Source organism: uncultured Clostridium sp. (genome assembly GCF_934754925.1).
Taxonomy (GTDB): Bacteria; Bacillota; Clostridia; order Clostridiales; family Clostridiaceae; genus Clostridium.
Window position 1 is genome coordinate 14680 of sequence record NZ_CAKVJA010000003.1, and the last position, 13453, is coordinate 28132.

A 13453-nucleotide genomic window follows, 5' to 3' on the forward strand; every position below is an offset into this window, starting at 1 on the left:
TTCTCCCCCCTACCATCTATAATATACTATACATAATTATACAATATATTAACAAATTATTACAGAATGAAAAATAACGTATTTAAAATAGTGATTTTTAATCATTCACTACTCTAAATACGTTATTTCTATTCTACTATACCCTTATATCCTAAAAGTCCTTGTCCTAAATTATATAATTTAGTAAATCCTTCTTCCTCTAACATTTGACATGCCAATGCGCTTTTATGTCCAGCCTTACAATAAACCAAAATAGGTCTATCTTTATTTTCTTTTAGATCCTCAAGTTCCCATTCTAGCTCTTCAACTGGTATGTTTATTGCATTAGGTATTTTATTTTCTTTAAATTCACTATATCTTCTAACATCTATGATAATTAAATCTTTACAATCTTTTATTAAATTTTGAGCTTGCATACTATTAATTGACTTAAATGAACTCATAATTACACCTCTTTTGTCATTACATTTAAATTAATTATATAATAATAAATTTTATTTACAAGCAAATTATTTATTTATCGGCTTTACAGCATCTATAATAATTGAAACCATTCCTAAATTATCTTTAGAATTTCTACTATCAAATCTATAGCTTCTACATATTTTCCCCTTTGATTCATCCCATTCCCTATAATGAAAATCTCCTTGTTCATCACAGTATTCTAAAAGTGTAACTTTAAAGCCTGCACTTTCAAATACATTAACTAATGTTTTATAGTCATATACAATTTTATGTGCTGATGCTGGATGCGCTTCATGCCCTGGGCCGCCAACCTTAACCATATTTTGATACCATTGATTTCTAAAATTTTTATCTGGCACTGCACATCTTACATATCCACCTGGTTTCAAAAACTTATAACAATTCTCTGCAGCCTTTACTCCATCTTCATAAGATAAATGTTCCCATACATGTTCCGCCAAAATTGCCTCTATATCACCATTTTGGGCAATATTTTCCCATTGTTCTATTGACAATAAATTAAGTTCATTTTCCTGCGTTGAAATCCATCCATCATATTTTACTTTTCCTGCTCCTACTATTATCCTCATAATTTTTTCTCCCCCTAATACTTTATAAAAATGTAGATTTATATAACTTTAGCTAGAACTTATTATCCAAATAATTTATTTTTTATAATTATATTGAATAATATATATTTTATACCATTTTAGACTTTTAAGTAAATATTTTTAATTATTTTCATAAAGATATTTTTAGTCGTTAGATATTCAAAAAATTATTTAACAATTTAATATTTCAAAATTTATGGTAGTTCCCAATAATATCAATAATATTGAAATAACTCTCTTATAGCTATCGCTAATTTCCTTTTCATCCCTATTTTCACCAGTTTGTGATAAGGCTGTTCTATAGTTATCAAATAAAATTCCTGTAAAAATTGCTGTTACAAATAAATATATTACATTTGCTCCCTTAGGCTCTTCTGTTAAATCTTGTAATGTATCAGCATAATTAGTAGAATTTAATTGATCCGTTATTTTTACCTTTTGCCATTCAAGATATAATATATTAAGTATAGAAGCATATATAATTAAACAAATTCCAAATTCTGATAAATTACTAATTCCTAGTTGTTTTATTAATTCATATTTTTCTTCTTCTGTATTAGTTGCGCTACCATTTGAATTAAAATTACTTTTATTCTTACTATCAGTTCTAGTTGTTTTATTTTTTTTACACCTTTTCATAAATTCAACTTTAAAATTGCTTTTCTATAATATGATATTCTAATAAAAATATACAGTTCCCTATAGTTTTTTCTTCTTCTTTTGTTCTTAATATTATTTTGTAATATGATTGAAATATAGACTTTTTTAATATTAGCTGTTTTTATAACTTTAACTTTTTTATTATAATATAATTATAAATTTGATTTTTCTTAATAAATTTATCACTTTGGAATTGTTTCCAATATTTTTTTGATAAATTATCATTTTTACCGTTGTAAATATTTTACATAACGCATATAATATTAATACGCAAGGGAATTTTTAGGAGGTTTTTTCTATGGTAGATAAGTATATTAACGTAAAAGATTCATTTCAAATTTTTTTAGCTGAAAGAAATATACCTGATCCAGATGAGATGCTAGGTAAAGCTTTAAAATACTTAAAAGATAAAGGTCAAGAGGTTTCATTTAAAGGTTTTGATATAAATAATACGCCTATTGTTGAAATAGATAACGTACTATATAAATTTGATAAATGCTTTGGTCTTTGGCAATCAGCTAAATTCACTAAAATTCAAGGAGATTTTTCAGATTCTCTTATAACTAATAAGAAATCAAAAATTGAAAGCTTTTATTCTTAAATATATAGTAAAGGCGCACATTAAGTGCGCCTTAATATTTTAATTATTTATTGGCATTATCTTTTTTGTTTGTCTCATATTCTTTTTGCTTTATTATATTTTTAGGTTTAGCTGCCGGTTTTGGAGGCAACTTTTTTATAAAATTTCCTCCCACCCTTAAATCTTTCTTATTATTTGAAACCATAAGTACCTCATCTGTTAATGTTATTGCTTTCTTAGGGCAAAAATCTTTACATAATCCACAAAATGTACATGAAGTCAAATCAAAATTCATTTTTATCTCTTGTCCACCTTCTACTGATTTTATTTCTTTAGTTATTGCCTCAGCTGCACATACTCTAATACATATTCCACATCCAATACACGCATTTGAGTCAAAAGAAAGCTTTCCTCTATAATTCTTAGCTCCCTTTACCTCATCAATTGGATTTTCATCTGTCAATATAGGCTTAAATATATTAGATATTCCTTCTAAAAAGTAAGGAATTTTAAACATAATTTTCATCCTCTCTCTTTTTATTCAATATTTTAACTGCTTCTAATATTCCCTTTGCTATAGCCTCTGGCTTTGGTGCGCACCCTGCTACTGTTACATCAACCTTTGTCCATTTATCTAAAGGACCATCAACTGAATAACTTCCTTTAAAAACATTACAGGACGCTGGGCATGAACCAATTGATACGACGACCTTAGGTTCTGGCACTTGAGATAATACTCTTAACATTCTATCTCTTGATTGAACTGTTACTGGTCCCGTTACAACAACTATATCTGCATGTCTTGGTGAACCTGCAAGTTTAACTCCAAATCTTTCAATATCATATCTAGGTCCAAGTAATGCTAAAAGTTCAATGTCACATCCATTGCAAGAACCTGTATTTACATGATATATCCAAGGAGATCTTTTTCTTCCTTTTTCAACTATTGACATTTATATACCTCCCTATAGATTCAAGCTTACTAAAACATAGCTTAATAAAGATAAAGTTGTTGGTATTGTCCAATAGAACTTAAACATTTGATTGGTTTTGTATCTTCCCATAAGTCCTCTAACTATTGATAAAAATACTATAGATATAACTATTACTAAAACTATTAATATTAATGTATTAAGCAATATATCAATGTCTCTATTACCTGTAGTTACACCTATTCCCCCTAAAAATAATACTACGAACAATGCACTCATAACATAAACTTTTATACTATGAGTAAGCTTAAATAACCCTAAATGCAATCCACTATATTCAGCTAATGGACCTTCACAAATCTCTGTTTCAGCCTCTGACACATCAAAAGGTGATATTCCAATTTTAGCTGGCAATATCATTAAAAATGCAATTGCTGCTGGAAGTAAGGATATTGTAAATAAGAAGCTTCCATTTCCATGTTGTGCACTAGCTATTGCTAATAAAGAATATGTTGTTCCTTCTTCTAATATCATTCCAGCTTTTTTACAAACAGCAAGTATTGATGTTACTAAAGGTAACTCATATGCCACCATTGCTACAACCTCTCTTGATATACCAATAGATGCAAATGGTGATGCTGATGCCATACCTCCAACTATCATTGCTACTGATGGTATAATTAATAAATAAATTATTACAACTATATCAGCTGTACCACCAAAAAGTGACCAATTATATATAGGAAATAATACTGGTATTATACAAATACTGACTAATGCTATTATCGGAGCCAAAGTAAACAATCTTTCATTTGCATTTCTTGGAATTATAGTATCTTTTCCTAAAAGCTTTGCAAAATCATAAAATGGTTGTGTAATTTTAGGTCCTCTTCTTCGTTGCATTCTAGCTACTATCTTTCTATCTAATCCTGATAAAAATAATCCCACAAGCACCGTAAAAATGAATCCTGGGAATATAAATAAATATATCAACTTGCTTAAATACTCCATATTCCCACCTCCTACAAAAATGTAATTGTAATTATTGATACTATTACCAAGGTTGCTACTATCCATAAAGAATAATCATTAACACTACCACTATGAACCTTCTGTATTATATTAAAATATCTTCTTAATTGATATTTCATTCCCCAGAATAAATCATTAGTACCTACTTTTACCTCTTCTCCCTTTTCTCCTCCAACATAAATATCATATTTACATGCTGAATTTAAAGTTACTTGTGAATAGTTTACACTATTACCTTTGTGATTCTTATATTTTTTAAATATACTCATGTCAAATTCATTATCTGACTTTTCATGTATTTCTTCCCCTGAATTATCACCTTTAAAAATAACAAATACTAAAACAGCAAGTAATAATATTACAAATAATATTAAAAAATTGCTTGGATTATATATGCCTTTTGTTAGAAATTCAACATTATTAATATCATCAAAAGCAAATATTGAATCATAAGCATTTCCTAAACTTGAAGATACATACCCATTTAAGTTATATATACTTTTAATTACTGGAATTAATACATTATTAACTATTGCCTCTGGAAATAATCCAAATATCACTGTGCCTAGTGATAACATTCCCATTGGAATTTTCATTGAGGTTGGAATATCTTCTATATTTTTATATTCTTCATTTATAGGACCAAAAAACACTGAATGCCCTACTTTTATAAATGATGCTAGAGTAAGAGCTGAAACCACAACTGCTATTATAGATACTATTCCTAATGAACCTGTAAATCCTGCTTCATATATCATCCATTTTGATGCAAAACCATTAAAAGGTGGAATTCCACTAATTCCTGCTGCTCCAAATAAAAACATTGCCATAGTAAATGGCATCCTTTTACCTAACCCTGAAACTGACTCTAAATCTGTAGTTCCAGTAGTATAAAGTACAGCTCCTGCAGTTAAAAATAATAACCCCTTAAATATGGCGTGATTAATCATATGATAAGTTCCACCAGTCATTGCTAAAATACTTATTTCTCCACTTTCTACTATTGCAATACCTAAAGCTGTTATAATATATCCTATTTGAGAAACTGAATGAAACGCTAGTAACCTTTTAAAATCATGTTGTAATAATGCCATAGATACTCCTATTACCATTGTTATAACACCCCAAACTAATAATAAATATCCTACCGGTTTATTTGATGCTAATCCAAAAATCATAAATACTAATCTTATAATTGCATATACTCCAGTCTTACTCATTACCCCTGATAGTATCATTGAAATTGATGATGGTGCTGCCATATGTGCATCCGTTGGCCATGTATGACATGGAACCATAAATGCCTTAACTGCATATCCAACCATCATAAGTGAAAATGCTACTATTAATATTGGTGTCATGGCTTCCATACTTTTTATAGCTACTGCTATCTCAGCCAAATTTAAAGTCTTTGTTTCACTATATATTAAACAAGTTCCTAGTAAAATTAATGATGATCCTAAAGATCCTGTTACTATATATTTAAATGCTGCTTCTACCGATTTATCCTTATAATTTCTAAATGCAGTTAATGCAATTGCTGCAAATGTCATTATCTCAAGCATTACATACATATTAAATAAATCACCAGTAAATACAAAACCTATCATACTTGCAGTTAATAATAAAAATAATACATAATATTTTTCTAATCCATTATCATGACTCATGTATTTTAAGGAATAAATCACTGATAAAAGAGATGCTCCTGTAATTATTAAAGCTAAAAATATTCCTAATGAGTCTATTTCAAGGCCAATACCAAAAGCATTTCCTCCAATTGGACTCCAATTTCCCATCCAATTTACTATAATTTTTCCCTCAATTAAAATTGGCTTAATCAATAATATTACGCAAAAAAATGATACTGCTGTTCCAATAACTGCAAGTGTTCTCTTTACCTTTATATATTTATCTTTAAATAATCCAAGTACAAATGCTAAAATAAATGGAGCCATTATTGCTATTATCGGAAGATTATTAATAAATTCTGTACTCATCCTCTAATCCTCCTTATATCGTCACTTTCTATACTGTTATAATATTTTTGTATTTTAATTACGATAGATAATGCAAGTGCTGTAACACATGCTCCAATTACTATGGATGTAAGAGTTAAAGCCTGAGGAATAGGATCTACAAAATAAGTGCTATTATCACTAAATATTGGTGCTGTACCATTAGTTCTAAAGCCGATTGAAATTAACAACAAATTAATTCCTGAATCTAAAATTCCCATTCCAATAACTATCTTTATTAAATTTTTCTTTAAAACAATTATTGCAAGTCCAATTACAATTAAAAGAAAAGCTCCAATATAATTTATTGTCATCTATTCCTCCCCCTTACTTTTTAAATTAGTTATCATAATTAATATTAAAAAGGAAATTCCCGCAAAAACTTTAAAACCTACAGCAAAATTCATTAAAAATATACTTCCTGATGAGAATAAATCCCCTGGAGTACCCTTTTCAAGAACATTTCCAAAAAACACACCTGAGCCTATTAGTCCTATAAATGCTAGTATTATAAATCCTAATGCTCCAATATCCTCTGCAATTTTAAATGTATTTGCTGCTATTCCTTTATTTACTCCCTTAAATCCATATCCAATATAAATAATAGCTATAGCACCAGCTATTAAAACTCCACCTTGGAATCCTCCCCCAGGTGATAGATGGCCATGAATTATAATATATAATCCTAACGTAAGCAAAATTGGTAATACTAAGTTTGTACAAGATATTAAGATAGAATCTCTTCTCTTTTTCATACTATTTCTCCTCCTTTGCTTTCTTTTCTGGCCTTAAAACTGCTGCAACTCCACAAATTGCAGTAAATAATACTATAGCTTCTCCTAAAGTATCATATCCCCTAAAATCAAATACTATTGCTGTAACAGAATTTATTGCTCCTGTTTCCTTAATAGTCTCACCTATTATTATTTCAGATGCATCTCCAAACACTTCTGGTTTTAAGCCCATTTTAAAACCTAAAAAAGTAAAAATCACAAGAAGTAAAAAAAGAATTAAATAAGTTATCTTTTTTTTCATTTCTTTTCCTCCTTAATCTTTTTTGTCTTAACTTTATTTAAAGTTATTATAAAGATTACTGGAGTTAATATAGCTCCAACTGCTGCCTCTGCTAAAGCAACATCTGGTGCTTTTAGTAATAAAAACTCTAAAGCTAAAAATCCCCCTAAAACTGCCATAGCAATAATACACTGAAGTATATCATCTAGGAAAAACACACAAAATGCAGATGCAACTAATCCAACTATTATTAAGGTATTTAATACACTAAAACTACTCATTTATGTCCCTCCCATAATGATCGAACTTTGTTTTTTCATAAAGTCCCGCCTTAATTCTATATGCAGCTCTTGCCATGGCATGGGCACCTACTGGATTACTTATAAGTAAAAATAGTACCATTATCAAAGCCTTTACTCCTAATGAAGTATTATCATTTCCAAAACCATATATACTACAGGCTAATGCTATTGGCATTGCTCCCATTGTAGCTATGTTTGTTGCACTTTGTAACCTACAAAAAGTATCAGGCATTCTAATTACGCCAACAACACCGGCAAAAAGAAAAAAAATCCCTAAAACAAGTAGCAAACATACTACTATCTCTAATATAGACATTATAATTCCCCCTCTAAATACTTAGAAATCAATACAGTTCCTATAAATCCTAGGAGAGTTACTATAAGTCCAAGATCTAAATACATTGCCCTATCCTCTACTGCTCCAAATAAAATCATAATTATTCCTAAAATTATATCTATTGAATCAGCAGCTAAAACTCTATCTATTACATTAGGGCCTTTAAATACCCTGTATAATAAAACCAAAGCTAAAAGTGCTAAAATTATTGAAACTATAGTAAATATAGAATTCATATTCATCACCTAAAAAGCCTCCTTACAAAATATTCAAACCTTCCCTTTATAATTTCTGATGCTTCATTAGTATCTTCTGTTTTAGCATCTATCCAATGAATATACATTGCACTTTTGCCTTCCTCTTCATATATATCCATTGTTATAGTTCCAGGTGTCAATGTTATACAATTAGCTAACATTGCTAATCCATAATCTGATTTTAAATCTGTAATTATTTTTACTATTCCTGGATTAATATTTAAATCTGGTGACAATGCTTTTATAGCAACAATAAAATTTGCTTTTATTAGCTCCCATATATAAACGGGAATAAAAATTATTAAATTTATAAATCTAAACTCTTTAAATAACCAAAATCCATCTTCTCGAGCAAAAAATGATTTTGAAAAATAAGCAACCACTACAGCTACTACAGCCCCTACTATTAGTTCTTGATTTCCTAGCTTTAAAATATTAAAATCTTGCATCAAAAATAGAATCCAAAATAAGTATGACAAAATGAAAGTCCCCACAAATGATGTCCATTTTTTCATTCATAATCACCTTCTATATTATATTTTCTTTATTAACCATTCGGCGAATTCCTTAGTCTTGCCTTTTTCTAGCGAATTAACGGTAAAAATTTGTGAATTTGGATTTCTAATAAGTGTTTCTCTCTTTACTTCTGCTTCATTAAACTTGAAGTATTTTATCATATCATATTTAGTAAGAACTAAGGCATCAGCCTTTGAAAACATTAGCGGATATTTAACAACTTTATCATCCCCTTCTGGTATACTTAATAATGCCACCTTTAATACTTCTCCAATATCAAATTCTGCTGGACATACTAAATTACCTATGTTCTCAACTATAATAATGTCCAATTCATCTAAATTAAAATTTTCTATTATATTTTTTATAGACATAGCCTCTATATGACAGGCTCCCTGTGTATTAAGTTGTACAACTGGTATTCCTGCATCTTGCATCTTTTTAGCATCTATAGTACCTTCTATATCTCCCTCTATTACACCAATATTTAAGCCTTTACCTTTAAGCTCTTCTATTAAATTCAATATAAACGTTGTTTTTCCAGCACCTGGTGATCCCATTACATTAATCATTTTCACATTTTTATTATAAAGTTCTTCTTGTACTTCTTTATGGCAATCTTTATTCCATTCTAAAATTTGTCTTACAACTTTTATTTGCATTTATTCAACCTCCATAGTATCTAAATAAAACTCTCGTCCCCTTATAATTTCGTATTTATTACCCTTGCATCTTGGACAAACATAATTATTTTTTCCCAACCTTCCTTTATAGCTACATTTATTACATTTAATTTCTACTGGTATTCTTTCTATATTTATTCTTGTATTCTCAGCAATAGTATCTTTAGCTATAATATTAAAATAATATGATATACAATTTGGTACTAAATCTGTTAATTCACCAACCTTAATATTTATCTCTTTTATTCTTTTAATATTATGCTTTTTACCTTCTTCTAAACATATCTTAAGTAATCCTTGTGTTACTGATAATTCATGCATATTTTTACCTATCCAAACATGAGAAGCATGGATCTATACTTGCTACTATAAGTCCTGCATCTGCAATAGTATTATTTTTTAACATAACTGGAACAGTCATTGCATTTTTAAAGGTTGGTACGTGAATATTAACTCTTCCATTTGTTTGTCCACCATTTGAAACTACATAGTAAGTAACCTCTCCTCTAGGCGCTTCAGTTACAGCCATATATTCTCCTACCGGAACCTTAGGAATTTTATTTCCCAAGTTAATAGGACCATCTGGCATGTTTTTAAGAGCTTGCTCAATTATCTTACAACTCTCTTCAATTTCCATTAATCTTACAACAACTCTTGAAAAAACATCTCCATCATTTGCTATAGCTACATTGAAGTCAAATTCTTCATAACAATTGTATGGCATTGTTTTTCTTACATCAAAGTTAACTCCTGAAGCTCTTCCATGAGGTCCACAAGCTCCATAATTTAATGCATCATCCTTAGTTAATACACCTACCCCCTTAGTTCTTGCTGCTATACTTGAGTCTTTAGAATAAACATTATAAATATTTTTATACTCTCTTCTTAACTCTTCTATCATTTTTATTAAAGTTTCCTTTTGTTCGTTACTTATATCTCTTCTTGATCCACCAATTATGTTCATAGCATAATTTACTCTATTTCCTGATATAACCTCTAACATATCCATTATTTTTTCTCTTGATGCAAAACACATCATGAATAAAGAATCAAATGCTACTATATGAGCTGCTAATCCTAACCATAAATAGTGAGAATGTAGCCTTTCTAATTCACTTAATATTACTCTTATATAGCTTCCTCTCTTAGGAACTTCCATTCCCACAATATTTTCTACTGCTAAACAATAAGTCATAGCATGAGAATGAGAACAAATTCCACATACTCTTTCAACTAAAGTTATTGTTTGAATAGGATTTCTAGTTTCTGTTAATTTTTCTATTCCTCTATGGTTATATCCTATAAAAACTTCAGAATCCTTTATAATCTCCCCTTCAGTAAGAAGCTTAACATGCACCGGTTCTTCTAATGCAGGATGATATGGCCCTAATGGCAAAACGTAACTCAAACTTTTTCCCTCCTTTTAATTATCCTTTAATTTTTTAAGTTCATTTAGAGGCATTATAAGTATTTGTCCTTCACCCTCTTTAAATTCTTCTGGTAAAAATAATCTTCCACTAAATATTAATCCTTCGAACTTTAATGGCATTATTTCTTGTATTTCTTCTTCAAACCATTGTGCACCTTTATATACATTAGTTACTGTTGGTAATACATTTTCTCCCTTTACATGATAATGTCTTCTAACATCATCACACTCTAGGGTATAAACTACTACATTATTTTTCTCCTTATCAACATAACCATTTATAGCTACTAAACGTCCTCCTTTATCCCTAACATGCTGTACTTTTGATACAATATCTTTCTTTTGAATTTCTTCTACTGTAATATTGCCCATATACTCCTCCTTGTATTAGGAAAATTTATTATTTATGTATTTATTTTACATTATCTTACTCTTTATTATACATAAGATTAATATTTATTATAATAAAATATTGGAATTTTTTTCAAAATAATTTCACCTATTTATCCTTCTTTTCATTAATAGTATTTTTTGTTTTATATCTATAACTTTTATGCTATAATGTCTATATAATTTTTGTTAATATAGTATAATTTATAATAAAAGGAGTTTTTGCAATGGGTTTCAAAGATAAAATGACTAAATATTACTCTGATGCATACATGAATAAATATGGAGATAGAATGACAAGTGTTTCTGGTACAGTTTTATCAGTTAAAACAGAAACTAAAAGTTTTCTAGGGATTTTCAATAGATTACATGTTTGGCTAGTTGTTAAGTCTGATGCAGGTAAACAAATAGCTAAATGCGAATATAAGAGAAATAGATGGTTTAAAAAACCAGAATTTATAGATATATCTCAAGGTCACAAAATAATTGTTATGGGAATTAAAGGTGAAAAAGGCAAGGCAAATTCTGAAGTTGTTATGGCTTCAAATATAGCTAACTTAACTACGAGAAAAGATCTTCACCCATTTGATCATAGTCAAATAAAGAAAGCTAGACAACAAGCTACTAGAATGAGAACTAGATAGTTAAAATACAAAAAGAGATTTTGCAAATTGCAAAATCTCTTTTTTATTTTTAATAATTTGGCTAACCTTTATAAGTATATATATTTTACCTAATACTTTATCGAAAGGTTTTCTGAATTAAATAACCCTCACAGTATTACTTTTTATTACAAATATGGTATTATGTTTATAGCAATATTTTATAGGAGTATACATATGAATTTATATAACAAAAATAAATTAACTTTACTGTTATTAATTATATTTTATCTAAAATAGTAAACCATAAAAAAATTTAATTTTCTCTATAATAATAACTCTATAACTTAAAATAACCCTAGCATATTAAATTAATAATATACTAGAGTTTTTATTATTTACATTATAGTAACTTTCTAAAACTTATGTGAAAATATTTTTCAACTTTTTTATTATTAAGTTAAGCTCTGATAGTAATTATTTACAGTTTTCACATTTAAAATCTTTACCACTTTCATATACTGTTCCACTATTTATTATCTTACTTCTTGATAATGATCTACAAGTATTTTTAGTGTGATAAGTTTTTCCATTTGGAGTCCAGAAAACTAACTCTTCACTAACTAAATTTAATATATCATCTAAATTATTAGCTTCTTCATCTACTTCTTCACTTGATTTGTCTATTTCTTTTATCTCTTCATTTGTATCTTCTATAATTTCTTTACTTTCTATACTTTCTTCAGAATTATTAGATACTTCCTTTAAATTACCTTCAAATGAATTATTAATATTAGTATTTATAACTTCTTCTATATCTTTTGTAGTATCTATTCTTATATCTTCATCTATATTTTCTTCTTCATTTACATTATTTTCTTCAATTATATTTTCTTCTTCTATAACTTCTATATCTTGTTCAATTTTAGTAATTGCTACCTCATTTAATACTTCTTTATTAAAATCAACAATATTTTCATAACCATTGTCTTTTATAGAGATTACTTTATTTCTCTCATCTTTTAATATATTATCAGATTTTATTTTACTATCTTCTTTAACCCACTTTTTAAAAATAGATAAAGGTAAGCTTTCTATAACAGTTACACATACATCTCTTCTTATAAAATCACTTTTAAATATATATATAATACAACCAACTACTAATATTGCTATTGCTATTTCAATCATCTTTATTTACATCCTCTTTATATTAATTTATTTAAACTAATATTGATTATACTATTAATAATATATATAAATAAAGTACTATTATAAATATTATTACTCTATTAAGTTAAATTTTTATAATAATTTAACTTAATTAACATTTCTTTCACCATGAAAGCTTTTACAGTTTCTATACCTTCAATGGATTCTACTAAATAAGAAGTTAGTCTTGCATTATCTTCCATAACATTTCTATTTACATCTTCAAGTGACTTTTTAAATATAAATACTAATCCTAAATATAAAACTATTGGAATAAAACATACAAAAATAAAGTTAAACTTTGCATATAAAGAATAACTCCACCTACAATAGCCATGTTAATGGTGGTGGCTTCTGTGACGATCTGAGATATTGGACTGGTAGCTTAATTGGTGGTGGATTACGAGGTACCG

General features: G+C 28.1%; 21 protein-coding genes and 1 pseudogene. 2 read left to right on the forward strand and 20 right to left on the reverse strand.

Going from position 1 to position 13453, the window contains the following annotated elements:
* Positions 1-128: 128 nt before the first annotated feature.
* The 3 genes from Q0G30_RS02520 to Q0G30_RS02530 form a co-directional block, all read right to left on the reverse strand.
* Complete coding sequence (locus tag Q0G30_RS02520; RefSeq protein WP_294386077.1) at positions 129-443, reverse strand: rhodanese-like domain-containing protein; 315 nt, start codon at positions 441-443, stop codon at positions 129-131.
* A gap of 66 nt (positions 444-509) precedes the next feature.
* On the reverse strand, positions 510-1055 hold the full coding sequence (locus tag Q0G30_RS02525; protein ID WP_294386081.1) for a methyltransferase domain-containing protein: 546 nt from the start codon (positions 1053-1055) through the stop codon (positions 510-512).
* Between the two features lie 192 nt (positions 1056-1247).
* A complete protein-coding gene (locus tag Q0G30_RS02530; RefSeq protein WP_294386083.1) occupies positions 1248-1715 on the reverse strand; it encodes a hypothetical protein in 468 nt (155 codons plus the stop codon).
* A 319-nt stretch (positions 1716-2034) separates the two neighbouring features.
* Here Q0G30_RS02530 and Q0G30_RS02535 point away from each other — a divergent pair, with 319 nt between their 5' ends.
* A complete protein-coding gene (locus Q0G30_RS02535; protein ID WP_294386085.1) occupies positions 2035-2337 on the forward strand; it encodes a hypothetical protein in 303 nt (100 codons plus the stop codon).
* Between the two features lie 43 nt (positions 2338-2380).
* Here the strand turns inward: Q0G30_RS02535 and Q0G30_RS02540 are convergent, their stop codons facing one another.
* The 15 genes from Q0G30_RS02540 to Q0G30_RS02610 are packed head-to-tail and all read right to left on the reverse strand — an operon-like array spanning position 2381 to position 11208.
* Positions 2381-2833, reverse strand: a complete 453-nt coding sequence (locus tag Q0G30_RS02540; RefSeq protein ID WP_294386087.1) for a 4Fe-4S binding protein — start codon at positions 2831-2833, stop codon at positions 2381-2383.
* Positions 2826-3269 (reverse strand): NADH-quinone oxidoreductase subunit B family protein, encoded by a 444-nt coding sequence (locus Q0G30_RS02545; RefSeq protein ID WP_294386089.1) that lies wholly within the window; start codon positions 3267-3269, stop codon positions 2826-2828. The genes Q0G30_RS02540 and Q0G30_RS02545 overlap by 8 nt, the downstream gene beginning before the upstream one ends.
* Before the next feature lie 12 nt (positions 3270-3281).
* Positions 3282-4259: a complex I subunit 1 family protein gene (locus Q0G30_RS02550; protein WP_294386092.1), complete on the reverse strand. Its 978-nt coding sequence runs from the start codon at positions 4257-4259 to the stop codon at positions 3282-3284.
* 11 nt (positions 4260-4270) lie between these two features.
* On the reverse strand, positions 4271-6280 hold the full coding sequence (locus tag Q0G30_RS02555; RefSeq protein ID WP_294386094.1) for a proton-conducting transporter membrane subunit: 2010 nt from the start codon (positions 6278-6280) through the stop codon (positions 4271-4273).
* Positions 6277-6612 (reverse strand): NADH-quinone oxidoreductase subunit K, encoded by a 336-nt coding sequence (locus Q0G30_RS02560; RefSeq protein ID WP_294386097.1) that lies wholly within the window; start codon positions 6610-6612, stop codon positions 6277-6279. Before Q0G30_RS02560 ends, Q0G30_RS02555 begins: the two co-directional genes overlap by 4 nt.
* A complete protein-coding gene (locus tag Q0G30_RS02565) occupies positions 6613-7053 on the reverse strand; it encodes an MnhB domain-containing protein (RefSeq protein ID WP_294386099.1) in 441 nt (146 codons plus the stop codon). It lies immediately after the preceding gene.
* Between the two features lies 1 nt (position 7054).
* The gene (mbhE, locus tag Q0G30_RS02570; protein ID WP_294386102.1) at positions 7055-7333 is read right to left on the reverse strand and encodes a hydrogen gas-evolving membrane-bound hydrogenase subunit E; all 279 of its coding nucleotides are present in this window, start codon (positions 7331-7333) and stop codon (positions 7055-7057) included.
* Positions 7330-7593 carry a hydrogenase subunit MbhD domain-containing protein gene (locus tag Q0G30_RS02575; RefSeq protein WP_294386105.1) on the reverse strand — a complete coding sequence of 88 codons (264 nt, stop codon included), beginning with the start codon at positions 7591-7593 and terminating at the stop codon, positions 7330-7332. Before Q0G30_RS02575 ends, mbhE begins: the two co-directional genes overlap by 4 nt.
* On the reverse strand, positions 7586-7930 hold the full coding sequence (gene mnhG / locus Q0G30_RS02580) for a monovalent cation/H(+) antiporter subunit G (RefSeq protein WP_294386108.1): 345 nt from the start codon (positions 7928-7930) through the stop codon (positions 7586-7588). Before mnhG ends, Q0G30_RS02575 begins: the two co-directional genes overlap by 8 nt.
* A complete protein-coding gene (locus tag Q0G30_RS02585; protein WP_294386286.1) occupies positions 7930-8193 on the reverse strand; it encodes a monovalent cation/H+ antiporter complex subunit F in 264 nt (87 codons plus the stop codon). The genes mnhG and Q0G30_RS02585 overlap by 1 nt, the downstream gene beginning before the upstream one ends.
* Positions 8193-8687, reverse strand: a complete 495-nt coding sequence (locus tag Q0G30_RS02590) for a Na+/H+ antiporter subunit E (protein ID WP_294386110.1) — start codon at positions 8685-8687, stop codon at positions 8193-8195. The genes Q0G30_RS02585 and Q0G30_RS02590 overlap by 1 nt, the downstream gene beginning before the upstream one ends.
* 54 nt (positions 8688-8741) lie before the next feature.
* Complete coding sequence (hypB, locus tag Q0G30_RS02595) at positions 8742-9386, reverse strand: hydrogenase nickel incorporation protein HypB (RefSeq protein ID WP_294386114.1); 645 nt, start codon at positions 9384-9386, stop codon at positions 8742-8744.
* Entirely contained in the window at positions 9387-9728 is a 342-nt protein-coding gene (hypA, locus tag Q0G30_RS02600) for a hydrogenase maturation nickel metallochaperone HypA (protein ID WP_294386116.1), read from the reverse strand.
* A 4-nt stretch (positions 9729-9732) separates the two neighbouring features.
* Positions 9733-10815, reverse strand: a complete 1083-nt coding sequence (locus tag Q0G30_RS02605; protein WP_294386119.1) for a nickel-dependent hydrogenase large subunit — start codon at positions 10813-10815, stop codon at positions 9733-9735.
* 15 nt (positions 10816-10830) lie between these two features.
* On the reverse strand, positions 10831-11208 hold the full coding sequence (locus tag Q0G30_RS02610) for an NADH-quinone oxidoreductase subunit C (protein ID WP_294386121.1): 378 nt from the start codon (positions 11206-11208) through the stop codon (positions 10831-10833).
* Between the two features lie 245 nt (positions 11209-11453).
* Here Q0G30_RS02610 and Q0G30_RS02615 point away from each other — a divergent pair, with 245 nt between their 5' ends.
* Entirely contained in the window at positions 11454-11870 is a 417-nt protein-coding gene (locus Q0G30_RS02615; RefSeq protein WP_133015558.1) for a hypothetical protein, read from the forward strand.
* A gap of 435 nt (positions 11871-12305) precedes the next feature.
* On the opposite strand, the gene Q0G30_RS02620 is transcribed toward Q0G30_RS02615, so the two are convergent.
* Together Q0G30_RS02620 and Q0G30_RS02625 are read right to left on the reverse strand one after the other, a co-directional pair.
* Complete coding sequence (locus Q0G30_RS02620) at positions 12306-13019, reverse strand: hypothetical protein (protein ID WP_294386123.1); 714 nt, start codon at positions 13017-13019, stop codon at positions 12306-12308.
* 152 nt (positions 13020-13171) lie between these two features.
* Positions 13172-13377 (reverse strand): annotated as a pseudogene (locus tag Q0G30_RS02625) (ABC transporter transmembrane domain-containing protein); the annotation flags it as partial.
* Between the last annotated feature and the right edge of the window lie 76 nt (positions 13378-13453).